This window comes from Mycobacterium sp. 050134 (assembly GCF_036409085.1).
Classification (GTDB): domain Bacteria; phylum Actinomycetota; class Actinomycetes; order Mycobacteriales; family Mycobacteriaceae; genus Mycobacterium.
The window spans coordinates 210,071-234,548 of sequence record NZ_JAZGLV010000006.1; the positions used below are offsets into that span (position 1 = coordinate 210,071).

The following is a 24,478-nucleotide window of genomic DNA, read 5'->3' on the forward strand; positions in this document are numbered from 1 at the left end:
GCACGGCTCAGGTAGCCGACGCCGAGCCGACGTGCAAGCGCTCACAGCCGAGGCGCGCGGGGAGGTGATGCGTCGCCACCACCACGGTCCGGTCTGCCCCCAGGAGGCCGCCGCCGGTGCCCAGCAGGTCGGCCAGCAGGCGATCGGAGTCGGCCGCGTCGAGATGCTCCGTGGGTTCGTCCAGGAGCACGATCCGCGCCGGTGAGAGGACGGCCCGGGCCAGGAGTAACCGCCGGCGCTGCCCCGCCGACAGGGCCTGCGCGCCGCCGGTCAGCACCGTCGACAAGCCGTCGGGCAACGAGGCGGCCCAGCCGCCCAGGCCGACGGAGTCCAGCGCCGCGGCCAGCTCGTCGTCGCGGCCGTCGCCGCGGGCCACCAGCAGGTTGTCGCGGACGGTGGTCGCGAAGACGTGTGCGTCCTCGGCGAAAAAGGCGACGGCGCGCCGCAATTCGTCTTCGTCGAAGTCGCCCAGTTCGGTCCCGTCCAGCGTCACCCGGCCGTTCAGCGGCGCGATGAGCCCGGCAAGGGTCATCAGCAGTGTCGTCTTCCCGGAGCCGCTCGCGCCGGTGACGGCCAACCGCGCGCCGGGGGGCAGGTCGAGCGCCGCCCGGGTGGACCGCGCCGAAACGTCGTGACCGGAGCGGACGTCGGCCACCAGCCGGCCGGTGCCGTCGGGCGGCCGAACCGCCGGCTTCGGGGCCCGGTCGGGGCGTTGCGGCGGCGCCAGGTCGAGCAGGCGACGTGCGGCGATCCGCGAGCGCGTCAACTGCACGGCGGCGCCCGGCAGCGGGGTCGTCGCCTCGAAGGCCGAGAGGGGCAACAACATCAGCACGGCCAGCGTGGTCGGCGCCACCGTCGGCGCCAGCGCGAAGGCGGCCACCACGGCGCCGATCACGCTCGCGCCGATCGCGGCGGTCGGGATCGCCTCGGCGATCGCGGCAGGCCGGACGGCGGCGTCAAGGGCGCCGGCCCACGCGCGCTGGCGGCGTTGGGATTCGGCGATGACCTCGGGTAGGACGCCGGCGACGCGAAGCTCGGGCGCGTATTCCAGGGCTGTCATCGCCGCGGCGTCGCGCTGCGAATGATGTTGCCTGGCAACCTCTTCCTGCGCCGCGGCCGCATTTCCGGCCAGCCGGGGGGCGACGAAGCCGGCGAGCAGCAGGCAGATCGCCAGCACCGCCGCGGCCGGCATCGAGATCAGCGCCACGACGGCAACCGCCGCCACCCCCAGGACCATGGCGACCCCGATGGGGACCAGGGCGCGCACTAGCACGTTGGCCAGCTCGTCGACGTCGGAGCCCACCCGCGCCACCAACTCGCCGCTGGGTAACCGGATCGCGGCCGCCGCCGGTCCCCGCGCGAGCCGGCCATAGATCTGCGCCCGGGCGGTGCCCGCGGCGCGCAGCGCGGCGTCGTGGGTGGCCAGCCGCTCGCAGTAGTGCAGCACGCCGCGCGAAATCGCGAAGGCGCGCACCGCGACGGCCGCGACCGACAGGTCCAGCACGGGCGGCATCTGCCAGGCCCGTGTGATCAGCCACGCGGACACGCCGGCCAGGGCCAGCGCACTGCCCAGTGACAGCACACCCAGGGCGATGGCCGCCAGGATGCGGGACAGCCGCGGGCGCAGCAGGCCGGCGGCCGCGCGCATGAGCGCAGGCTCAGGTGGCCGCATACCGCACCGCATGGCCGGCGGACACCTCGACCACCCGGTCGCCGATGGCGACGACGGGCTCGCGGTGTCCGATAACGATCACCGTCGCGCCGGCCCGCGCGCGCTCGACGACGGCCCGCAACACCCGTTGCTCGGTCTGGGCGTCCAGGTGCGCGGTGGGCTCGTCGAGCAGCAGGACCGGTGCCGCGGATCCGAGCGCCCGGGCCAGGCCGAGGCGTTGGCGCTGCCCCAGGGAGAGCCCGACGCCGCCTCGGCCCAGCACGGTGTCCGGCCCGTCGGGCAGCTCGGCCAGCACCGAGTCGAAGCCCGACGCGCGGCAGGCGGAGTCCTGGTCGCCTAGGTCACCGAACAGCGCGAGGTTGTCGCCCACGCTGCCGGGGACCAGCGCGGGTCGCTGCGACAGCCACGACAACTGTCGCCACCAGGCGGTCGGCTCCAGCTCGGCGATGTCCACGCCGGCCACGGTGACCCGGCCCGACGAGGGCGCGGTGAGCCCGGCGATCGCCTGCAGCGCCGTGCTCTTTCCTGCGCCGTTCGGCCCGGTCAGCACCGTCACGGACCCGGGGGAGACCACCGCGCTCAGCGCGTGTGGCGCGCGGCCGTCCCGCCCGGCGACGCTGAGGCCTTCCAGGCGGATCTCCGCGCCGCGCGCCGCGACGGTCCGGTGCCGGGCCGTCGCGGAGGGCGGGTCGCCGATGAGGGCGAACGCTTGGTCGGCAGCGGTGCGACCGTCCTGCGCGGCGTGGAATTCCACGCCGATCCGGCGCAGCGGCCAGTAGACGTCGGGCGCCAGCAGCAGGACGGTCAAACCGGTCGCGAGCGTCATCTCGCCGAACACCAGGCGCAGGCCGATGCTGACCGCGATCAGCGCCACGCCCAGGGTGGCGAGCAATTCGAGCACCAGCGCCGACAGGAAGGCGATCCGCAGCGTCGCCATCGCCGAACGGCGGTGGGCGGCCGAAAGTTCGGCGATCCGCTTCTCCGGGCCGCGCCCGCGTCCCAGCGCCCGCAGCGTGGGGATGCCGGCGATGAGGTCCAATAGTCGTGCCTGCAGGGTGGTCATGGCGGCCAGCGCCGCGGCCGAGCGCTCGGCCGTCGCCAGTCCGATGAGCACCATGAAGACGGGAATGAGTGGCAGGGTGATTAGCACGATGACGGTCGATTTCAGGTCGTAGAGCGCGATCACCGCGACCGTTGCCGGGGTCAGGATCGCCGCGAGCAGCAACGTCGGCAGATACCCGGCGAAGTAGGGTCGCAGCCCGTCGAGCCCGCGGGTGACCACCACGCCGGCGGCGTCGCGCTGCGCCGCGAGCTCGCGGGGTTGCCGGGCGGTCACCGACGCCAGCACCTGACCGGACAGCTCGGCGATGACGGCGCCGGCGCCGCGCTGGCCCAGCCGCGCCTGAAGCAAGTGCGCGGCCGTCCGGACCGTCCAGAGCGCCAACAGGATTGCCAGGGGCGCCGATAAGACGCGCAGGCTGCGCGCCCCTGGGTCACCCACCACCCGCGCGACGATGTGCGCCAGCAGGATCGCCGAGCCGATCGCGCAACCGGAGATCAGCACCCCGCAGCCCACCGCGGCGAGCAGATAACGCCGCAACGCGGTCGATGCCCGCCACAGTCGCGGGTCCAGGGGCGGCCGCCGGGTGGAGTCGGCCGCGGTCAGGACGGACGCCTCGCCAGACCGATGGACGGCGGTATCCGATCGGCCGAAATGCGCTGGCGGAAAACGTAATACGTCCACGCCTGGTAGACCACGGTAAACGGTGCCATGAACACGGTCACCCATGTCATGACCTTGAGGGTGTAGGGGGTCGACGACGCGTTGTAGATCGTGAGGCTCCACTGCTTGTCCAGCGTGGAGGGCACCAAGTTCGGGTAGAGGCAACCGAACAGCAGGATCACAACGGCGGCCACCACCACCGCCGTGCAGGCGAACGCCCAGCCGTCGGACCCCCGCCGCCAGACCAACAGCACCGCCGCGAGCTGCGCGATCACGGCCACGGCCAGCACCAGCCAGGTCCAGGGCTTGCCGTAGGCCAGCTGCGTCCACAGCCCGAAGGCCGCGACCACCCCCGTCACCGGGAGGGACAGCCGCACCGCGACCCGGTGGGCGTCGTCACGGATCGCGCCGAAAGTCTTCAGCGAGATGAACACGGCGCCGTAGAACCCGAAGAGCCCCGCGGTGGCCAGGCCGCCCAGCAGCGTGTAGGCGTTGAGCACGTCGGTGATCGACAGGTGCACGTGGCCGGCGGCGTCGACGGGCAGGCCCCGCACCAGGATGGCGAACGCGACACCCCAGAGCACCGCGGGCAGCCACGATCCCGTCGCGATGCCCACATCGGCCCAGCCGCGCCATTTCGTGTCGTCGACCTTGCCGCGCCACTCGATGGCGACCGCGCGCACGATCATCCCAAACAGGATCGCCAGCAGCGGCAGGTACAGCGTCGAGAACACCGTGGCGTACCAACCCGGATAGGCGGCGAACATCGCGGCCCCGCCCACGATGAGCCAGACCTCGTTGCCGTCCCAGACCGGCCCGATGGTGTTCAGGGCGGTGCGACGGTCGGGCTCCGGGTCACCGCTGCCGATGCGGGCGAGCGGCTCCATCAACATGCCCACGCCGAAGTCGAAGCCCTCCAAGACGAAGAAGCCAAGGAACAGCATCCCGATGATGCCAAACCACAACTCCTGCAGTTGCATCGGTCAGCTCCTTTCCGGGTTTGTGGGGCCTAGTACGCGAACGAGAGTGGGGCGACCTCGTCCTCGCTGGGTGCCTTGGGCGGGGCGGGTTCGGCATCGTGTTCCTGCGGCCCCTCGACGATGTAGCGCCGTTGCAGCCAGAACCAGATGACCGCGAGCACCGCGTAGACGACCGTGAACGTCACCAGCGACGTGATCACCATCCCCGGCGCGTGATCGGAGACCGCTTCGTGCACCGTGAACCGGACCTGCTGGTCACCCGTCGGGTTCGGCGCGACGATCCATGGCTGACGGCCCATCTCGGTGAACACCCACCCGGCGATGTTGGCGAGGAAGGGGGCGGGAATCGTCACCAGCGCGAACCAGGAGAACCACCGCTGATTGGGAACTCGTCCGCCGCGGGTGAGCCACAGCGCCGCCAGCGCGAACAAGACCGGAATCGCGAGGAGCCCGATCATCGCCCGGAACGACCAGTAGGTGACGAACATGTTGGGCCGGTAATCGTTTGGGCCGAAACGTTGTTCGTAGTCGTGCTGGAGGTTGCGCACGCCCTGCAAGGTGACGTCGCTGGTGCGTCCCTGGGCGAGGAAAGGCAGCACATAGGGCACCTCGATGACGCCCTTGACCCCGTCACAGTTGTTGTGCCGGCCGACGGTGAGGATCGAGAAATCCGGATCCTTCTCGGTGTCGCAGAGCGTTTCGGCCGATGCCATCTTCATGGGTTGCTGGACGAACATCAGCTTGCCCTGGTGGTCGCCGGTGAAGAACAGGCCGACCGCGGCGATCAGCACCACCCAGCAGCCGAGGATGGTCGCCGGACGGAACATGGTGCGGGCGTCCGACTCGGCCGACGGCGTGGCGGAGGCCGGCGTCCGGGAACGCACCAGCCACCATGCGCTGACGGCGGCGACGAAGGCTCCCGCCGTCAGCAGAGCCCCCGTCACCGTGTGCGTAAACGCAGCCCGCGCAGTGTTATTGGAGAGCAACGCGCCGATGCTGTCGAGCTCCGCGCGGTGCGTGGTCGGGTTGTAGTGAGCGCCGACGGGGTGCTGCATGAACGAGTTCGCCACGATGATGAAGAAGGCGGACGCGTTCACGCCGAATGCGACGATCCAGATGCAGGCCAGGTGCACGAGCTTGGGCAGCCGTCCCCAGCCGAAGATCCACAGCCCGATGAATGTGGACTCGAAGAAGAAGGCGAACAGGCCCTCCATGGCCAGCGGGGCGCCGAAAATGTCCCCGACGAACCGCGAGTACTCGCTCCAGTTCATGCCGAACTGGAATTCCTGCACGATCCCGGTGGCCACGCCGATGGCGAAGTTGATCAGGAACAGCTTCCCGAAAAACTTAGTGAGGCGATACCACGCGGTGTTGCCGGTGGCCACCCACACGGTCTGCATGATGGCCAGCAGGGGGGCCAAACCGATTGTGAGTGGCACGAAGATGAAGTGGTAGACGGTGGTGATACCGAACTGCCACCGCGAAATATCGACGACATTCATCTGTCATCTCCCGAGGGTGCGGAGGCTGCAAAGTGGCTACGACACAGTGTAGTAGACAGCTGTGTCGTAGCCACTTGGCGGCCGGGGCTTATGCGCCGAGGGTCTTCGACGCCTTGCGGATGCCGAACGACGACACGATTTCGAAGACGCCGATGACCACGAACCACACACCCACCACGAGGGCCAGTGTGACGATGGATTCGAACGGCGAGGCGAGCACGACGATGCCGGCGAGCAGGCTGATGAGCCCGACGAAGATCGACCAGCCCCGGCCCGGCAGGATCGGGTCGCTGATGGCCGAAACCGTTGTGGCAACGCCGCGGAAGATGAAGCCGACCCCAATCCAGATGGCCAGCAACAGAATTGCGTATCCCTGACCGAAATGCCGGAAGGCGAGCAATGCCAGGATCAGGGACGCGGCACCGCTGATGAACAACAGGATCCGGCTGCCCGCCGAGACGTGCAGGGCTAAGGCGAACGCCACCTGCGCGATCCCGGTGATCAGCAGGTAGACGCCGAAGGCGATCGCGGCGACCACGACCGAAATTCCCGGCCATGCCAGCACCAGGACGCCGAGCACCAGCGACAGAAGTCCCGATACCAGAGTGGATTTCCAGAGATGCGGCAACAAGCTTGGAACGGGGGTGGTCCCAGGAGTGGTTGTCATGGCCGAAGTCTGACACAAAACCGAGGTCGCGGGGTAGGGACTTTCGGCTCAGACCCGGGCGGTGCGCGATTCGTCGGCGAGTTCGGATCGTGGCTCCTCGGCCGGCTTGCGGCCGAGGAGGTACCACGTGCGCATCGAGCCTTTTCCCTTGACCTCGACGAGGCCGCGCTCCTGCAGCACGAAGTCGCCCCGCAGGGGTTCGCACATCGTTTCGGGCACCTGGATTCGTCCGACCGAATCGGTGGATTCCATCCGGGACGCGACGTTGACGGCGTCGCCCCACACGTCATAGAAGAAGCGCCGCGAACCCACGACGCCCGCGACCACCGGCCCGGTGGCCATGCCGACCCGCAGCTTCACCGGGCTGCCGTGGGGATCTTGAAGCCCGCGAACGGCACTCGTCATGTCGAGGGCGAAGTCGGCAAGGGCATGGGCATGGTCGGGCCGCGGCCGCGGCACACCGCTGACCACCATGTAGGAGTCGCCGCTGACCTTGATCTTCTCGAGTCCGTGCTTGTCCACCAGCTCGTCGAACGCCCCGTAGAGCCGGTCGAGGAACCGGACGAGCTCGGCCGGAGCGGTCGCGCTGGCGCGTTCGGTGAAGCCGACGATGTCGGCGAACAGCACGGACGCCTCGTCGTACTTGTCGGCGATCACGCTGCGATCGGGCGCCTTGAGCCGGTCGGCGATGCTGGCGGGCAACATGTTGGCCAGCAGCGCTTCGGACCGATCGTACTGAGCTTCCATGACGGCCTCGGCGCGGGCGGTGTCGCGCAGGGCGAACCAGACCGTCACCACCACCATCACCACGCTGGAGATCGTCGTCACGACGAAGCCGGCCGACTGGGCCCAGGCCGGCTGCACCCCGGTGTCACGGGGAACCAGGAATTCGACCGCGATGATCAGGCCCGCGGCCACCGCCGCCAGCGCGGACGCCAGAACGATGTGTTCGATGCCCAACAACAGCACGACGATGCAGGCGCCCACCAGGAAGAAGAATTGCGACCCGGATCCCGTGCCGACGTCGATACAGCTGGCGAAGATCGAGGCGTAGGCGGCCGCCACGAAGGTGAGCGGGGCGACGAGTTCCCCGAATCGCTGCAGCCACGGGACGATGGCGAACACGACGGCGCCCACGGCGTTGATCGAGCCGACCTGCCAGAGCCACGATCCACCGAAGATCTGCACCAACACGAAGCTCACGCTGACCGTCACGGACAGCCAGGCGGTGATGGTGAGGATCCGGACCCGACGGGCGGCGGCGTCGGCGTAGTGCTGATTACGGTCGCGGCCTTGAGCCCGCGCCGCGGCTACGCAGTCCGGGCGCGTGTCGTCTGGCCTTCTCGGTGGGGCACCACACTTCTTCGCCACCACCATCACAGCGTAACCGCTGACCTGGCGTTTGTCGGCCCGCTCGCGGGATTTGGGCATCCGGGTCTCACCCGGGCCGCGTTATGGCGACGAGAATTTATGGTGACGTTCTTGCGGAGTCGCGCAGTGTTTCTCCGACCCCCGGTGCATGGAATAGGTCCGCTGAATTGCTGCGCCGGAAGTATCGCTTTAACGAATTGCCGAATTGCCGATCACGGGACTATTACGTGGTGCGCCCCCAGTCCGACCGAGCGCTCCGCGCACACTTGGTCCCCGGGTATCGCATTGAAACGTGCCTGGTCACTGCCCTGGATGGAATCACCGCTCACAAGCAGTAACGACGAGGCTGGGCCGCAGCCGGAGGCACACGCTTCCGTCATTGTCGCCGTGAGGGCGAGAATTAACACGAGCCCGACTTTCTTGCTAAAACTCGCCATAACTTCACCCCCGTGCCGAGGCGACTCCATTGTGCACCGAATAGTACGCCGGGATATCTGGTCGGGGAAGGCCGCAAAGGCAACCCGATGATCAATTAAATCGATAAACCCCAACGTTGAAATTCGTAATAAGCGTTATACGCGTACGCCGCGGACTGTTTGCGGCTGGACGGCCAACCCATGGGTGGCGTGGGAGGTGAGAACCATCCCCATGGTCTCGATCATGGCCGTTTCGAGTGCCCTCGGTGAGATTCGAACTCACACTGGACGGGTTTTGAATCCGTTTCCTCTGCCAGTTGGGATACGAGGGCCTTCGCTCGGCCTCCTAGGTTAGAGGCAGCATCCCACCATAGAGGATGGGGTGGTCCACCCCGGCTGACCGCCCCCGAGGTCGCTGGTCGAAGCCATTCAGGACAGAATGTGCGTCATGACAGGTCCCACAACCGACACCGACGCCGCTGTGCCGCGCCGGGTCCTGATCGCCGAAGACGAAGCGCTCATCCGAATGGACCTAGCCGAGATGCTGCGGGAGGAGGGGTACGACATCGTCGGCGAGGCGAGCGATGGCCAGGAGGCCGTCGAGCTCGCCGAGCTCCACAAGCCCGATCTCGTCATCATGGACGTGAAGATGCCCCGCCGAGACGGGATTGACGCGGCCTCGGAGATCGCCAGCAAGCGGATTGCGCCGATCGTCGTGCTGACCGCCTTCAGCCAGCGCGACCTGGTCGAGCGGGCCCGGGACGCCGGGGCGATGGCTTATCTGGTGAAGCCGTTCACGGTCAGCGACCTGGTCCCGGCGATCGAACTGGCCGTCAGCCGGTTCGGCGAGCTCAGCGCGCTCGAGCGCGAGGTGGCCACCCTGTCCGACCGGCTGGAGACCCGCAAGCTCGTCGAGCGCGCCAAGGGCCTCCTGCAGACCCAGCAGGGCATGACGGAGCCCGAGGCGTTCAAGTGGATCCAGCGCGCGGCCATGGACCGGCGCACGACGATGAAGCGGGTCGCCGAAGTCGTCCTGGAAACCCTCGACACCGCCCAGGACGAGTAGCCGGCCGCGCCGAGCCTGCGCCTGTTGCGCCGAGCCTGCACCCACATCGCGAATCGGCGCGTTGAGGCGCGCCGGGTTCAGTCTAGGCGCACCGGCTTTAGTTTCGAGCGACAGCCGACAGCCGACAGCCCGTCAGCGCGCCACGATCACCGACGAGCCGTGCCCGAACAGTCCCTGGTTGGCGGTGACGCCGACGGTGGCGTTCTCCACCTGCCGACCGGTGGCCTGGCCCCGCAGCTGCCACGTCAGCTCGCAGACCTGCGCGATGGCCTGGGCCGGGATGGCCTCGCCGAAGCAGGCCAGCCCGCCTGACGGGTTGACGGGCACCCTGCCGCCCAAGGCGGTCGCGCCGCTGCGCAGCAGACCCTCGGCTTCCCCCTTGGCGCACAGCCCCAGGTGCTCGTACCAGTCGAGCTCCAGCGCGGTGGACAGGTCGTACACCTCGGCCATACTGACGTCCTCGGGCCCGATGCCCGCTTCGGCGTAGGCCGCATCCAGGATCTGGTCCTTGAAAACCCGGTCGGGGGCGGGCACGGCCGCGGTGGAATCCGTTGCGATGTCCGGCAATTCGGGCAGGTGCTGCGGGTAGCGCGGGGTGACCGTGCTGACCGCCCGCACGGACGGCACGCCGTCGAGCGAGCCCAGGTGCTTGCGGGCGAAGTCGGCGCTGGCGACGATCAGGGCCGCGGCACCGTCCGAGGTCGCGCAGATGTCGAGCTGCCGCAGCGGATCCGAGACCACCGGGCTAGCCAGCACGTCCTCGACCGAGGTCTCCTTGCGGTAGCGGGCGTTCGGGTTCTGCAGGCCGTGCCGCGAGTTCTTGACCTTGACCGCGGCGAAGTCCTCGGACGTCGCACCGTAGAGGTCCATCCGGCGCCGCGCCAGCAGCGCGAAGTACACCGGGTTCATCGCGCCGATCAGGTGGAACCGTTGCCAGTCCGGGTCGTTCTTGCGCTCGCCGCCGACCGGGGCGAACGCCCCCTTCGGCGTGGTGTCGGCGCCGATCACCAGCGCGACGTCGCAGAAGCCGGCCAGAATCTGCGCCCGCGCGCTCTGCAGCGCCTGGGACCCGCTGGCGCAGGCGGCGTAGCTGGAGCTGACCGGCACGCCGTTCCAGCCGAGCTTCTGGGCGAACGTCGACCCGGCGATGAAGCCCGGGTAGCCGTTGCGGATGGTGTCCGCCCCGGCGACCAGCTGGATCTGCCGCCAGTCGAGCCCGGCCTCGGCCAGCGCGGCGCGCGCGGCGACGACGCCGTATTCGGTGAAGTCGCGGCCCCACTTGCCCCACGGGTGCATGCCCGCGCCGAGAATGTAGAGCGGTTCGGGAGTGCTCATGACGCGATCCTCCAGGCATGGACGATGCGCTCCACGCCGTCGTCGTCGGTGAACAGTGGCATCGTGGTCAGTTCCATCTCCATCCCGACCTTCAGGTCGGTGGCTAGGGTGCCCTCGACCACCTTGCCCAGCACGATGATGCCTTCGTCGGCCAGCTCGACCGCGGCGATGGCGAACGGCTCGAACGGATCCGCCGCCGGGTAGGGCGCGGGCGGGGGATACCGGTTTTCGGTGTAGCTCCACAGCGTGCCCCGGGTCGACAGCGCGACGGCGTCGAGCGTGTCGCTGGCGCAGGCCGGGTTGGGGCAGTTGTTCTCGCGCGGCGGGAACACGTACGTGCCGCACTCGGGGCATTTGCTGCCGATCAGATGGGGGCGGCCGCCCCCATCGGTGGCGAACCACCCGTCGATCGCGGGTTCGTGGCTGGTGACCTCTGGCACCGGGCCAGCGTACCCAGCCGCGGGGCAAAACTGAAACGTGTTGCAGTTTCGCGGCGGCGCGTGAGGCGTCGTACCCGATGCCTAGAGTGAGAGTCGTGACTGCCGCGAAAACCGCCAGTAAGGCTTCCGGGTCGACCGAAGCGGACACCGCCAAGCCCACGCTGATGTTGCTGGACGGCAATTCGCTGGCGTTCCGGGCGTTCTACGCGCTGCCCACCGAGAACTTCAAGACCCGTGGCGGCCTGACCACCAACGCCGTCTACGGATTCACCGCCATGCTGATCAACCTGCTGCGCGACGAGGCGCCGACGCACATCGCCGCGGCGTTCGACGTGTCGCGGCAGACGTTCCGCTCGGAGCGCTACCCGGAGTACAAGGCCAACCGGTCGACGACGCCCGACGAGTTCCACGGCCAGATCGACATCACCAAGGAAGTGCTGGCCGCGCTGGGCATCACGGTGCTGTCCGAGCCGGGCTTCGAGGCCGACGACCTGATCGCGACGCTGGCCACCCAGGCGGAGAACGAGGGCTACCGGGTGCTGGTGGTCACCGGCGACCGCGACTCCCTGCAGCTGGTCAGCGACGACGTAACCGTGCTGTACCCGCGCAAGGGCGTCAGCGAACTGACCCGGTTCACCCCGGAAGCCGTCGTCGAGAAGTACGGGCTGACGCCCACGCAGTACCCCGATTTCGCCGCGCTGCGCGGCGACCCCAGCGACAACCTGCCCGGCATCCCCGGTGTTGGGGAGAAGACCGCGTCCAAGTGGATCATCGAGTATGGCTCGCTGCAGTCCCTGGTCGACAACGTCGAGTCGGTGCGCGGCAAGGTCGGCGACGCGCTGCGCGCGCACCTGGCCAACGTGATCCGCAACCGCGACCTCACCGAGCTGATCCGCGACGTTCCCCTGCCCCAAACCCCGGATACGCTGCGGATGCAGCCCTGGGACCGCGATCAGATCCACCGCCTTTTCGACGACCTGGAGTTCCGGGTGTTGCGGGACCGGCTGTTCGACACGCTGGCCGCCGTCGAGCCGGAGGTCGACGAGGGGTTTGACGTGCGCGGCGGGGCGCTCGAACCCGGAACGGTCGGGCGCTGGCTCGCCGAGCATGCCGGCGACGGGCGCCGCTGCGGGCTGGCCGTCGTCGGCACGCACCTGCCCCACGGCGGCGACGCGACGGCGCTGGCTGTCGCCGCGGCCGACGGGGAGGGCGCCTACGTCGACACCGCGACGCTCACACCCGAGGACGACGCCGCACTGCAGGCCTGGCTGGCCGATCCGGCGAAACCCAAAGCGCTGCACGAGGCGAAGCTGGCCATCCACGACCTCGCGGGGCGCGGCTGGACGCTGGACGGCGTCACCTCCGACACGGCGCTGGCCGCCTACCTGGTGCGGCCGGGCCAGCGCAGCTTCGCCCTCGACGACCTGTCGTTGCGGTATCTGCGGCGCGAGCTGCGCGCGGAAAAGGCCGAGCAGCAACAACTCTCGCTTCTCGACGACATGGAGGGCGTCGACGAGCAGGCCGTCCAGACGCTCGTGCTGCGGGCCCGCGCGGTGGCGGACCTCGCCGACGCGCTGGATACCGAGCTGGATCGCATCGCCTCCACCGCGCTGCTCGGCGAGATGGAACTGCCGGTGCAGCGGGTGCTGGCGAGCATGGAGAGCGCCGGCATCGCCGTCGATCGGCCGCTGCTGACCGAGCTGCAGAGCCAGTTCGCCGACGAGATCCGCGACGCCGCCGAGGCGGCGTACGCCGTGATCGGCAAGCAGATCAACCTCGGCTCGCCCAAGCAGTTGCAGGCGGTGCTGTTCGACGAACTCGGCATGCCGAAGACGAAGCGGACGAAGACGGGCTACACCACCGACGCCGACGCCCTGCAGTCGCTGTTCGACAAGACGGGGCACCCGTTCCTGCAGCACCTGCTCGTCCACCGCGACGTGACCCGGCTGAAGGTCACCGTCGACGGGCTGCTGAACTCGGTGGCCGACGACGGCCGCATCCACACCACGTTCAACCAGACGATCGCCGCGACCGGCCGGCTGTCGTCCACCGAACCGAACCTGCAGAACATCCCGATCCGCACCGACGCGGGCCGCCAGATCCGCGACGCGTTCGTGGTCGGTGACGGCTACTCCGAACTGATGACCGCCGACTACAGCCAGATCGAGATGCGGATCATGGCGCACCTGTCCAAGGACGAGGGGCTGATCGAGGCCTTCAACACGGGGGAGGACCTGCACTCTTTCGTGGCCTCCCGTGCGTTCGGCGTGCCGATCGCCGAGGTGACCCCCGAGTTGCGGCGCCGGGTGAAGGCCATGTCGTACGGGCTGGCCTACGGGCTCAGCGCCTACGGGCTGTCCACGCAGCTGAAGATCTCCACCGAGGAGGCGAAGGTCCAGATGGACCAGTACTTCGCCCGATTCGGCGGGGTGCGCGACTACCTCATGGCCGTCGTCGACCAGGCCCGCAAGGACGGCTACACGTCCACGGTGCTGGGCCGCCGCCGCTACCTCCCCGAGCTGGACAGCAGCAACCGCCAGGTCCGGGAGGCCGCCGAGCGGGCGGCGCTCAACGCACCCATCCAGGGCAGCGCCGCCGACATCATCAAGGTCGCCATGATCGAGGTGGACAGGGCGATCAAAGGGGCCGGGCTGGCGTCGCGGATGCTGCTGCAGGTGCACGACGAGTTGCTGTTCGAGGTCGCGCCCGGCGAGCGGGAACTCCTCGAGGCGCTGGCGCGCGAAAAGATGGGCGGCGCTTATCCGCTCGACGTCCCGCTCGAGGTTTCGGTGGGCTACGGTCGCTCTTGGGACGCGGCCGCACACTAGCGCGGCAACCGGGGGCGGTGACCGTCCCGAAACCATGAGGAGCGCCGTGAACGCAGCGTGGATGATCCCTTTCATCATTCTTGGCGGCGCGTTGCAGACATGCGGTGCGGCAATGAACGGGCAGCTCTACAAACACCTGATCAATCCGTGGCTGGCGTCGGCGGTCTCGTTCGCCGTCATCACGGTGTTCTTCATCGCGGCTTTCCTCCTCGTGCCGCGGCCCCTGCCCACCGCGAAAGACGTCGCGTCGATGCCCTGGTGGGCTGTGATCGGCGGCCTGGTGGGAGCGGTCCAGGTCTACGCCGGCCTGACGCTGGTCAACAGGGTGGGGGCGGCGACCTTCATGGGCTTCACCGTGACGGCGGCCCTCATCATGTCCCTCCTCATCGACCATTTCGGCTGGCTCCGCGTCGATCCACACCCGATCAGCCTGGGGCGATGCCTCGGCGGGTTGCTGATGGTCGGCGGGGTCGCGCTCATCGCGAAGTTCTGAGGCGATCGCCAAAATTTGGCCCGGAATTTGCGCGGGCTTAACGCGGCGCGGCTCGCGCTGGCGACCGGTTTGGCCTGCGTGTACCCAGTCGAGTAGCCTCAATGGGTAAATCCCAGATTTGTCCCTACGACCCAACCTGTCCGGAGCAACCCACCACATGCCGAGTCCCACCGTCACCTCGCCCCAAGTAGCCGTCAACGACATTGGCTCCAGCGAGGATTTTCTTGCCGCAATAGACAAAACGATCAAGTACTTCAACGATGGCGACATCGTCGAGGGGACGATCGTCAAAGTGGACCGGGACGAGGTGCTCCTCGACATCGGCTACAAGACCGAGGGCGTCATCCCCGCCCGCGAGCTCTCCATCAAGCACGATGTCGACCCCAGTGAGGTCGTTTCCGTCGGCGATGAGGTCGAGGCCCTGGTTCTCACCAAGGAGGACAAAGAAGGCCGCCTGATCCTCTCCAAGAAGCGCGCGCAGTACGAGCGCGCCTGGGGCACCATCGAGGCGCTCAAGGAGAAGGACGAGGCCGTCAAGGGCACGGTCATCGAGGTCGTCAAGGGTGGCCTGATCCTCGACATCGGGTTGCGCGGCTTCCTGCCCGCCTCGTTGGTCGAGATGCGCCGCGTCCGCGATCTGCAGCCGTACATCGGCAAGGAGATCGAGGCCAAGATCATCGAGCTGGACAAGAACCGCAACAACGTGGTGCTCTCGCGCCGCGCCTGGCTGGAGCAGACCCAGTCCGAGGTGCGCAGCGAGTTCCTCAACCAGCTGCAGAAGGGCGCCATCCGCAAGGGGGTCGTCTCCTCGATCGTCAACTTCGGTGCGTTCGTCGACCTCGGCGGCGTCGACGGCCTGGTGCACGTCTCCGAGCTGTCCTGGAAGCACATCGACCACCCGTCCGAGGTCGTCCAGGTGGGCGACGAGGTCACCGTCGAGGTGCTCGACGTCGACATGGATCGCGAGCGGGTGTCCTTGTCGCTCAAGGCGACTCAGGAAGACCCGTGGCGGCACTTCGCCCGCACCCACGCGATCGGCCAAATCGTCCCCGGCAAGGTCACCAAGCTGGTGCCGTTCGGCGCGTTCGTCCGCGTCGAAGAGGGCATCGAGGGCCTGGTGCACATCTCCGAGCTGGCCGAGCGGCACGTCGAGGTTCCCGACCAGGTGGTCGCCGTCGGCGACGACGCCATGGTCAAGGTCATCGACATCGACCTGGAGCGCCGCCGGATCTCGTTGTCGCTCAAGCAGGCCAACGAGGACTACACCGAGGAGTTCGACCCGGCGAAGTACGGCATGGCCGACAGCTACGACGACCAGGGCAACTACATCTTCCCCGAGGGCTTCGACGCCGAGACCAACGAGTGGATGGAAGGCTTCGACGCCCAGCGCAACGAGTGGGAGGCCCGCTACGCGGAGGCCGAGCGCCGGCACAAGATGCACACCGCGCAGATGGAGAAGTTCGCCGCGGCCGAGGCCGCCGGGCACGGCGCCGGCGACCAGTCGTCGAGCAGCGGTGGTGCGCGCGAGGAGAAGGCGGCCGGTGGATCCCTGGCCAGCGACGCCCAACTGGCGGCCCTGCGGGAGAAGCTCGCCGGCAACGCGTAGCAGCGTTCTCCCATGCTGCGCATCGGGTTGACCGGTGGCATCGGCGCCGGTAAATCGGCACTCTCGGCCACCTTCGCGCAATGCGGTGCCGTCGTCGTCGACGGGGACGTCATCGCGCGCGAGGTGGTCGAGCCGGGAACCGAGGGCCTGGCGGCGCTCGTCGAGGCGTTCGGCGCGGACATCCTGCTCCCCGACGGCTCGCTGAACCGGCCGGCGCTGGCCGCCAAGGCATTCCCGAACGACGAGGCCCGCGCGAAGCTCAACGGCATCGTGCACCCGTTGGTCGGCAAGCGCCGAGCCGAGATCATCGCGTCGGTGCCCGACGATTCGGTTGTGGTGGAAGACATTCCGCTGCTGGTGGAGTCGGGGATGGCCCCGTTCTTCCCGCTGGTGGTGATCGTCTACGCCGACGTCGAGGTCCGGCTGCGGCGGCTCGTCGACCAGCGCGGCATGCCGGAGGAGGACGCCCGCGCGAGGATCGCCGCGCAGGCCAGCGACGAGCAGCGCCGCGCCGTCGCCGACATCTGGGTCGACAATTCGGGCAGTCAAGAGGATTTGGTCAAGCGCGGCCGGGAGGTGTGGGACAACCGCATCCTGCCGTTCGCGCATAATCTGAGTGAGCGCCAGATCGCCAGGGCGCCCGCGCGTCTGGTGCCCCCCGACCCGAATTGGCGCGATCAGGCGCGGCGAATCCTGGCCCGCCTGAAGACCGCGTGCGGCCACCGGGCGTTGCGCGTCGACCACATCGGCTCGACCGCCGTGCCCGACTTCGAGGCCAAGGACGTCATCGACATTCAGATCACCGTCGAGTCGCTCGCGGTGGCCGATGAACTTGCCGAGCCCTTGCTGGCCGCCGGGTACCCACGCATGCAGCACATCACCGGTGATGTCGCTAAGACCGATGCCCGCAGCACCGTGGGCCGCTATGATCACAGTGACGATTCGGCGTTATGGCACAAGAGGTTTCATGCCTCGGCGGATCCGGGCCGGCCGACCAACGTGCATGTCCGGGTGGACGGCTGGCCCAATCAGCAGTTCGCTCTGCTGTTCGTCGACTGGTTGGCGGCGAACCCTCAGGAGCGTGCCGACTACCTGGCCGTCAAGCGCATGGCTGAACGGGGTGCCGACGGTGACATCTCCTCCTACGCCGACGCCAAGGAGCCATGGCTCCTCGACGCCTACCGGCGGGCCTGGGAGTGGGCCGACTCAACCGGGTGGCGGCCCTAGGCGCGCAGCTTGGCCAGCCGCCGCATGGGGCCGGCCAGCGAGCGGGCGTGCCGGGGCATCCCGGCCCACGGATCGGGTTGGCGCGTCAGCCGTTTGGGGACATCGCGGATGGTAAAGCAGTCCGCCCGCAGGCCCGCGGCGTCCAATTCCTCCCACTCGACCGGTGTTGCCACCGGGGCACCGGCCCGGGGCCGCACGGAATAGGGCGCAACGGCGGTCTGCGCGTAGGCGTTTCGCATGACGTCGAGGTACACCCGGCCGCCCCGCTTCTGCTTGCGGGCTTCGACGGTGCGGTGCGCGGGGTCGTCCGCCGCCACCAGTTCGGCGACGTCGCGGGCGAACTGGCGGGCGGTGTCGAAATCGGTCTCCGGGCGTACCGGCGCCACGACGTGCAACCCGCGCGACCCGGTCACCTGGACGTAGGTGACGAGCCCGAGGTCCCGCAGCAGCCCGGCCACCGCGCGCGCCGTCGCCCTCACCACCGCGAAGTCGCCTTCGGACGGGTCCAGGTCGAACACGAGTCGATCGGGCTCGTTCAGCCGGCTCAGCCGCGACTGCCAGGCGTGGAGGGTGACGCAGTTCTGGTTGGCCAGCCAGCGCAGCGCGTCCGGGCTCTCGGCGACCGGATGCACGACGGTGCCGTCTTCCTTGGCGACCTCGACGCGCCCCATCCACTCGGGCAGCGAATCGGCGAAATCCTGCTGCACGAAGCCGGGGTCACCGATGCCCCGCGGGAACCGCTGCGCATTGAGCGGCCGCCCCTTCAGGTGCGGCAGCATTGCGCCGGCCACGGCGGCGTAGTAGTCGACGAGGTCACGCTTGGTGATGCCGTCGGCCGGGAACAGCACCCGGTCCGGGTGGGTGACCTCGACCGAGCTGCCGCCCATCAGGGGGACTCCCGCGCGACCTCGGCGGCGTCTTTGTCGGTCCGCAGGCCTAGATACCGGGGGTGGCGCAGCTTCCCGTCGCGGGTCCACTCGGTGAACCCGATCTGGACCACCAGCTCGGGGCGCACCCAGCTGGCGCCCGCTGCGCGCCCGAGGCCGCGGGTGAACGGCGGCGTGTCCCGGGGGATCGACGACAGCCGGTCGTGCAGGCTGTGCAACGTCGCCTCGTCGAAGCCGGTGCCGACCTTGCCCGCATACACCAGGTCGGGACCGTCGTAGTAGCCGAGGAGCAGCGCCCCCAGCTCGACGCGGCTCCCTTTCGGGCTGGTATAGCCGCCCACCACCAGCTCCTGGTCGCGGACGCACTTGAACTTCAGCCAATTCGGGGAGCGGCGGCCGTCGTAGGCGGAGTCGGCGCGCTTGGCGATGACGCCCTCGTCGCCGCGCTCGCACGCGGTCCGGTAGGCCTCGATGCCATCCGCGATCCGGTGCGGCGTGTAGCGCAGCGGCCCGCAGAATTCGATAACGTTGCGCAGCAATCGTTTCCGCCATCGCAGCGGCACGTCCCGCGTGCATTTTCCGTCGACGTGCAGCAGGTCGAACAGGTAGTAGTAGACGCGCACCGGCGACGCCCGGGCCACTTGCGGGTCGGTGATGCCCAGCCGGCCCTGCAGCCGCTCGAAGCTGGTGCGGCGCCCGTCGAACGCCACCACCTCCCCGTCGACCACGAATCGGGTGGTGCGCTGGGCGCCGAGCGCGTCGACCAGCTCGGGGTAGGTGTCGTTGAGGGACAGGCGATTTCGGGACAGGAGGCGCACCCGTTCGCCGTCCCGGAAGGCCAGGCAGCGCATGCCGTCGAACTTGCGCTCGAAGATCCAGTCCGGATCGGAGAATCGCTTGTCGGTGAGGGTGGCCAGCGTGGGTGCGCACCAGTCCGGGACGGGCTCGTCCCGCAGTGCCGCGCGCACCGGGGCGGGCAGGCCCGCGAAGTCGGTCATGACAAACCGTCCGGATCAGGCTCGGTCCCGCCCATTGAGACACGGTACCCGACGGGGCGGCGGACTCACGGGTGCGGCGGCGCCGCCGGGGTCTCGCCGGGGCTCTGGGGGAGAAGGTACCTGTCGTGCACGGCGCGGACGAGCTGGTCGCGCACGCGTTCTACATCGGCGGCGTGCCGGGCCGCGACCTCGTCCTCCCAGGCCGCGACCTGCTGGGCGAAGTCCCGGTCGGCGATGGTGCCCTCCAGCCAGCGGGAGAAGTCCCCGCGATCGAGATGGTATTGCAGCGCTCGCTGATCGAGATGGCTTACGGCGGTGCGAAACTCGTCCATCGTCGAGGCCGGACGCACGGACTGCCCGTCCGCGCCGTGGAAGTAGAACCGGCGCTCGTTGGGGAGCCGGACGTCGGCGTACTTCCGGCGGTGCCGCACGTGTTCGGTTTGGCGGTCGGCGATGGTGAACGCGCGCGGTGGTCCCGAGCCCAATCGCAGCACGGCGCGCCGCAGGCCGGCCATTTCGTTCCCGGCGCCGTCGTCCGGCAGCGTCAACGACACGTCGCTGCTGTCGATCTCGCCGGCGGGCAGTGCGGCCGGGGCGAACGAGCACAACACGTAGCCGCCGCGCCGCGCCCAGTGCGCCTCCTCGTCGGTGCCCAGCAGGTGCGCCTCGTCGTAGACAACCCAGTGCGGCAGCCCGTGCTGCTCGCGGTGCGCCTCGGCGGTCGACCGGAGGCGATGCAGGTACTCCATCTTCACCGGGTCGGGCACGCCGGACATGTCCACCACCAGGCTGGTGCGCGGGTCCAGGCCGGTCACCAGCTCGATCGGTTCGGGAAGGTGGTCTCGCCCGTCGACCACCCGCACCCCGGTGAGCTGCTGCAGTTGCACGTGGTCGCCTTCGGGATCGATCACGAGCACGCAGTAGTGGGCCTGGATCCAGCGCTCGGCCATCAGGCCGACGAGATAGCTCTTCCCCGACCCGGCCGGCCCGGTGACGAGGATGCGGCCCTGGCTCCCCGGGACGCGGGCCGGCGATCGATTGTCGAAGGTCCCGACCTCGACCCACCGCCGGGCCGGGCAGAATCGCCGGGCTCCGGTCAGATGCGGCCCGGCCAGCAGGCCGGCGAGGCCGGCGCCGTTCGCGTCGTCGAGGACGAGGTCGGCGTGGCGCAGCACCGAAGAAACGGCGTCGGCGACGGCGATGCCGATCTCGGCGACGGCGAACATCGACAGGTCGTTCTCCGCATCCCCGACGGCGATGGCGTTGTGCGGGGAGAGGTGGAGTTCGGACAGGGTGGCGCTGAGGCCGGTGCCTTTGGTGACGCCGGCCGGCAGCACCATGAGCGCGTCCCGGTTCCGGACGATCTGGCAGTCTAGCCCGAGTTCACCGATCAGGTCGACGACGGTCGCGGCGTGTTCACCGGCCACCGCCACCAGCGCCTGGCCGCGGCGAAATGGCAAGCGGCGCTTGAGGAGTGCGTCGTCGAGCGCGCGGTCCACCGGCTCCGCCAGCGTTTGGGCATGGCCCTTGATCACCATCACGGCGCCGTTTTCGAGCACCAGGGCGTCGAAGTAGTCGGCGATGTTCGGAAACTCAGCCAGCAATTCGGCTTCGATGCGGCCGGTGACCAACACGACCACGAGTCCTTGGTGCCGGGCGTCGTAGATCGCGTCGAGCGCCTGCGCCGAGAGTCGGCCCCGCGATGTCAGCGTGCCGTCGAGGTCGATGGCGACCACCTGAAAAAACGCCACCGCCCACCTCGAGCCTGTTGTCGCCAATCATCAAAACTCCGCAAAGCTGGCGTCCGTCAGCGTTCGCGGCGTCGTCGACTTAACGACCGCGGTGTCGGCCGACCCTGTCGAACCTAGGGCTCCGCGTCCAGCCCGCCCTAGGGCCATTAGGCCCCGGTTCGAACAACAGACCGCCCCGAACGGTGGGCACGATTGCTGGTGGTCAGGCCCGCCACGTGACGTCGATGCCGTTGCCCGCCAGCCACCGCGACAGGTCGTAGCCGTTGCGGGCCAGGCCGTCGACGGCGTCGACTGCGCGCCGCACCGCCCGCTCCGCCACGTCCGGCGTCAGCAGCCCGTGACGCACGGCCTCGAGCAGCTCGTCGACGTCGGTCAGCACCGCCCGCTGGCCGGTGCGAACCTCGACGTCGAGGTAGTGGTCCTCGGAATGCCACACGTCGGTTCCAGGGGTGAATTCGCCGACATCCAGGTAGTAGTCGTGGTCGCGTTCGTGCCCGGGGTTGAAGTGGAACACCGTGGCGCGAAGGCCGAGTGAGGGCAGCAGCCACGACTCGAGGTAGTGGAACTGCACCCGGCCCGGGGTCGGCCGGGCCAGGTAGAGACCCCACGGTCGTCGCACGTACTCGTCGACGGTCCGCACGATGCCCTTCGGGTCGGTGTTCGTGCGGGCCGCGAGGTCGAACGTCTCGCGCTTGGGCGGATGTATGGTGCCTCCTCTTACCTGCGCAACCGGATCTTCCATCGCACGAATCCGGCGTAGAACAGCGACAGGGCGGCGAGCATACCCATGTCCAGCAGCCAGACCTTCGTCGTGTGCACCCAGAATCGGTCCTGGGGCACCAGCGAACCCGGCACCAGGTTCCGCACGTCGACGGTCGAGGCCGCCGCCGCGTAACCCCACCGCGCCGGCATCGCGAAGGACAGCTGGTCAAGCCCGAGGCGGCCGGTCACCGGCACCATCCCGCCGCACAGCACGAGTTGCGCCATGACGGTCACCACGAACAGCGGCATGATCTGCTCGCTGGAGCGCACCAGCGACGAAATCGCCAGCCCGAGGATCGCCGATGCGACGCAGGTCGCCGCGACCGTGGCGAACAGCTCGGCGGTCGCGCCCGCAGTCGAATGGCCCAGCAGGACGGCGCCCCGCGTCGGTGCGCTCTTGCCGACCACCACGATCGCCGTGACGATCGCCGACTGCACGACGGCGAAGCCGCAGAACACCGCCGTCTTCGCCAGCAGGTAGGCCGTCGTGGACAGCCCAACCGCCTGCTCGCGCTGGAAGATGGCGCGTTCGCCGACCAGGTCGCGGATGGTCAGCGCCGTCCCCATGAAGGCGGCCGCCGGCATCAACAGCGCGAGTATCTGGGCGGCTTCGTCCGGGGTGCCGGCGTTCGGGCCGGCAGCGTGGAATCCGTTGCCGCCCGGAACGGTCAGCGACAGCGAACCGAGGATGAACGGCAATAGCGCCAGAAAGATGAAGTAGGCGCGGTCGGCGATAACCAGCCGGACCTGTCGGCGCGCAATGGTCGAGATCTGCCGCCGCACACTCGTGTGCACCGGTTCGCCCAGGTCCTCCGCGGCGTCGGCCTTCGCCGGCACCCGTTTCTGCGACCGCTCCTGCGCCTCGGTCTGGGCCAGGAACCGCCGGTTCGCTTCTTCGGGATCGGCGCCGACGTTGGTGAAGATCTTCGCCCAGTTGGTGGTGCCCATCGCGTCGCCGATCTGGTCGGGCGATCCGCAGTAGGCGATCTTGCCGCCGGGCGCCATCAGCAGGACCTGGTCGCAGACATCGAGGTAGGACAGCGAGTGGGTGACGACCAGCACGACGCGGCCGGCGTCGGCCAGCTGGCGCAGCATCGTCATGACTTGCAGGTCGAGCGCGGGATCCAGGCCGGACGTGGGTTCGTCGAGGATCAACAACGAAGGCCCGGTGAGCAATTCGAGCGCCACGGACGCGCGTTTGCGTTGTCCGCCGGACAACTTGTCCACCCGGGTCTCGGCGTGCTTGGTCAGGTCGAGTTCTTCGAGGACCCGGGCGACCACCTTGGCGCGGTCGGCCTTGCCGGTGTCCGGCGGCAACCGCAGTTCGGCGGCGTAGCCCAGGGCCTGGTTCACGGTCAGCTGGCGGTGCACCACGTCGTCCTGGGGCACCATGCCGATCCTGCTGCGCAGCGACGCGTACTCGGCGTGGACGTCGTGGCCCTCGAAGCTGACCGATCCAGACGTCGGGCGCGCGTAGCCGGCGATCAACCGGGCCAGGGTGCTCTTCCCGGCGCCCGAGCCGCCTATCACCGCGGTCAGTGTGCCGGGCCTGGCGGTCAGCGAGATGTTGTCGAGCAACTGCTTGCCGTTGTCGACGGCGTATTTGACGTTGCGCACCTCCAGACCGCCTGTGCGCGTTGCGGCCTCGCTGCGCTGGATCAGGGAGCCGTTGCGGAACACCAGGTCGACGTTGCCGATGGTGACGACGTCGTCCTCGGACAGGATCGCCGACCCCACCCGGGTGCCGTTGACGAACGTCCCGTTGACGCTCTTGTCCCGGATCTCCGTGCCGAGCCGCGTCGGCACCAACGTGGCGTGTTCGCGCGAGGCCAACACGTCCGAGACCACGATGTCGTTCTCGGCGGCACGACCGATCGTGACCTCACCGGCCTGATGGCCCGGTGTCGACCGCGGTGTAAGGAATTTCACCATTCTGGTGGCGAGGTTGGACACGTCGGCGGTCTTGGCGTCGATGACGGTGAACTCGGCGGCCGGAGTCGGGTCCGGGGTGTCGCCGGCCTCGGGCGGGGCCGGATAAGACCTCGCCGCCTGGTCCGCGTTGACCACGGTCAGCTGGTCGGGCGGGGTTTCGGGTGTCCCAGACGGCCGCGGCGTCGACGACGTCGGGGTCCGGCGCGGCTGGGGTGCCTGACGCGGCGGCGGAACCGGCTGCCTCGGCGGCGAATTGGGTGGCCGCCCCGGCGGGTTGGCCGGCCGGCCGCGCGGAGCTGTCCGCGGCGCCGGCGGACCGCTGCGGCCGGGGCCGGGGGGCCGGCCGCCGGGCCGGGCCCGCGGCGGCACCGGGGGCTGGGTGGGATTCGTTTGCTCGGGGGGCACGGACCAAGACTGGGTGGGCGGCCCGGAGTCGTGCGCCAGCCGGGTCTGACGCGGGCGGCTGGTCGGGCCGTGCTGCGGTCCGATCGCGAAGGTGAGGCGCGGTCCCTGCGGGTTTCCGACGTGGATGCTCTGGCCGTCATGGATGTCGATGACGGGCATCCGGTACCCGTTCAGGTAGGTCCCGTTCAGTGAGCCGTTGTCGATTGCCAGCCACCGGCCCTGGTCGAAGCGCACGAGCAGGTGCGCCCGCGAGATGCGCGGATCCGCGACGCGCACGTCGGCGTCGATGTCGCGCCCGATGACGACCTCATGTCCGGCCGCGAAAGAACGTTGGGACCCGTCGTACCGAACTGTCAGGACAGGCGGGGCGGGTCGATTCACCCTTCAAGTATCGGTCCGTGCGTCGAGTGCCCCCAT

Annotated in this window: 18 protein-coding genes and 1 tRNA gene; 5 read left to right on the plus strand and 14 right to left on the minus strand. The window is 69.0% G+C overall.

The features are described 5' to 3' along the window. Positions 1-7: 7 nt before the first annotated feature. From cydC to SKC42_RS09500, 7 genes are all read right to left on the minus strand, one after another. A complete protein-coding gene (gene cydC / locus SKC42_RS09470) occupies positions 8-1,684 on the minus strand; it encodes a thiol reductant ABC exporter subunit CydC (protein WP_330964041.1) in 1,677 nt (558 codons plus the stop codon). Next, the gene (cydD, locus tag SKC42_RS09475) at positions 1,659-3,272 is read right to left on the minus strand and encodes a thiol reductant ABC exporter subunit CydD (protein ID WP_330964090.1); all 1,614 of its coding nucleotides are present in this window, start codon (positions 3,270-3,272) and stop codon (positions 1,659-1,661) included. Before cydD ends, cydC begins: the two co-directional genes overlap by 26 nt. A gap of 62 nt (positions 3,273-3,334) precedes the next feature. Then, positions 3,335-4,375 carry a cytochrome d ubiquinol oxidase subunit II gene (gene cydB / locus SKC42_RS09480; protein ID WP_330964042.1) on the minus strand — a complete coding sequence of 347 codons (1,041 nt, stop codon included), beginning with the start codon at positions 4,373-4,375 and terminating at the stop codon, positions 3,335-3,337. 29 nt (positions 4,376-4,404) lie between these two features. Continuing rightward, the gene (locus SKC42_RS09485; protein WP_330964043.1) at positions 4,405-5,877 is read right to left on the minus strand and encodes a cytochrome ubiquinol oxidase subunit I; all 1,473 of its coding nucleotides are present in this window, start codon (positions 5,875-5,877) and stop codon (positions 4,405-4,407) included. 88 nt (positions 5,878-5,965) lie between these two features. Further along, positions 5,966-6,544, minus strand: a complete 579-nt coding sequence (locus SKC42_RS09490; protein ID WP_330964044.1) for an HdeD family acid-resistance protein — start codon at positions 6,542-6,544, stop codon at positions 5,966-5,968. Positions 6,545-6,592: 48 nt separating this feature from the next. Next, positions 6,593-7,918 carry an adenylate/guanylate cyclase domain-containing protein gene (locus tag SKC42_RS09495; RefSeq protein WP_330964091.1) on the minus strand — a complete coding sequence of 442 codons (1,326 nt, stop codon included), beginning with the start codon at positions 7,916-7,918 and terminating at the stop codon, positions 6,593-6,595. A 671-nt stretch (positions 7,919-8,589) separates the two neighbouring features. Beyond that, a tRNA-Leu gene (locus tag SKC42_RS09500) sits at positions 8,590-8,663 on the minus strand. A 116-nt stretch (positions 8,664-8,779) separates the two neighbouring features. Between SKC42_RS09500 and SKC42_RS09505 the strand changes: the two genes are divergently transcribed. Next, entirely contained in the window at positions 8,780-9,397 is a 618-nt protein-coding gene (locus SKC42_RS09505) for an ANTAR domain-containing response regulator (protein ID WP_330964045.1), read from the plus strand. A gap of 132 nt (positions 9,398-9,529) precedes the next feature. On the opposite strand, the gene SKC42_RS09510 is transcribed toward SKC42_RS09505, so the two are convergent. Continuing rightward, entirely contained in the window at positions 9,530-10,732 is a 1,203-nt protein-coding gene (locus tag SKC42_RS09510) for a lipid-transfer protein (RefSeq protein WP_330964046.1), read from the minus strand. Continuing rightward, positions 10,729-11,172 carry a Zn-ribbon domain-containing OB-fold protein gene (locus SKC42_RS09515; protein ID WP_330964047.1) on the minus strand — a complete coding sequence of 148 codons (444 nt, stop codon included), beginning with the start codon at positions 11,170-11,172 and terminating at the stop codon, positions 10,729-10,731. The genes SKC42_RS09510 and SKC42_RS09515 overlap by 4 nt, the downstream gene beginning before the upstream one ends. A gap of 164 nt (positions 11,173-11,336) precedes the next feature. Here SKC42_RS09515 and polA point away from each other — a divergent pair, with 164 nt between their 5' ends. From polA to coaE, 4 genes are all read left to right on the plus strand, one after another. Then, entirely contained in the window at positions 11,337-14,000 is a 2,664-nt protein-coding gene (polA, locus tag SKC42_RS09520; RefSeq protein WP_442932068.1) for a DNA polymerase I, read from the plus strand. A gap of 46 nt (positions 14,001-14,046) precedes the next feature. Next, positions 14,047-14,493 carry a DMT family transporter gene (locus SKC42_RS09525; RefSeq protein WP_330964049.1) on the plus strand — a complete coding sequence of 149 codons (447 nt, stop codon included), beginning with the start codon at positions 14,047-14,049 and terminating at the stop codon, positions 14,491-14,493. Between the two features lie 157 nt (positions 14,494-14,650). Beyond that, positions 14,651-16,099, plus strand: a complete 1,449-nt coding sequence (gene rpsA, locus SKC42_RS09530; RefSeq protein WP_330964050.1) for a 30S ribosomal protein S1 — start codon at positions 14,651-14,653, stop codon at positions 16,097-16,099. 12 nt (positions 16,100-16,111) lie between these two features. Then, a complete protein-coding gene (gene coaE / locus SKC42_RS09535; RefSeq protein WP_330964051.1) occupies positions 16,112-17,326 on the plus strand; it encodes a dephospho-CoA kinase in 1,215 nt (404 codons plus the stop codon). Here coaE and ligD (SKC42_RS09540) read toward each other — a convergent pair. The 5 genes from ligD (SKC42_RS09540) to SKC42_RS09560 all read right to left on the minus strand — a co-directional run bounded on the left by ligD (SKC42_RS09540) (position 17,323) and on the right by SKC42_RS09560 (position 24,442). Beyond that, positions 17,323-18,213, minus strand: a complete 891-nt coding sequence (gene ligD, locus SKC42_RS09540; RefSeq protein ID WP_330964052.1) for a non-homologous end-joining DNA ligase — start codon at positions 18,211-18,213, stop codon at positions 17,323-17,325. The genes coaE and ligD (SKC42_RS09540) overlap by 4 nt on opposite strands. Continuing rightward, positions 18,213-19,211 (minus strand): non-homologous end-joining DNA ligase, encoded by a 999-nt coding sequence (ligD, locus tag SKC42_RS09545; RefSeq protein ID WP_330964053.1) that lies wholly within the window; start codon positions 19,209-19,211, stop codon positions 18,213-18,215. Before ligD (SKC42_RS09545) ends, ligD (SKC42_RS09540) begins: the two co-directional genes overlap by 1 nt. 65 nt (positions 19,212-19,276) lie before the next feature. Further along, positions 19,277-20,962, minus strand: a complete 1,686-nt coding sequence (locus tag SKC42_RS09550) for an HAD hydrolase family protein (protein ID WP_330964054.1) — start codon at positions 20,960-20,962, stop codon at positions 19,277-19,279. Between the two features lie 202 nt (positions 20,963-21,164). Further along, complete coding sequence (locus SKC42_RS09555) at positions 21,165-21,602, minus strand: DUF402 domain-containing protein (RefSeq protein WP_330964092.1); 438 nt, start codon at positions 21,600-21,602, stop codon at positions 21,165-21,167. A gap of 77 nt (positions 21,603-21,679) precedes the next feature. Next, a complete protein-coding gene (locus tag SKC42_RS09560; RefSeq protein ID WP_330964055.1) occupies positions 21,680-24,442 on the minus strand; it encodes an ATP-binding cassette domain-containing protein in 2,763 nt (920 codons plus the stop codon). Positions 24,443-24,478 lie beyond the last annotated feature (36 nt).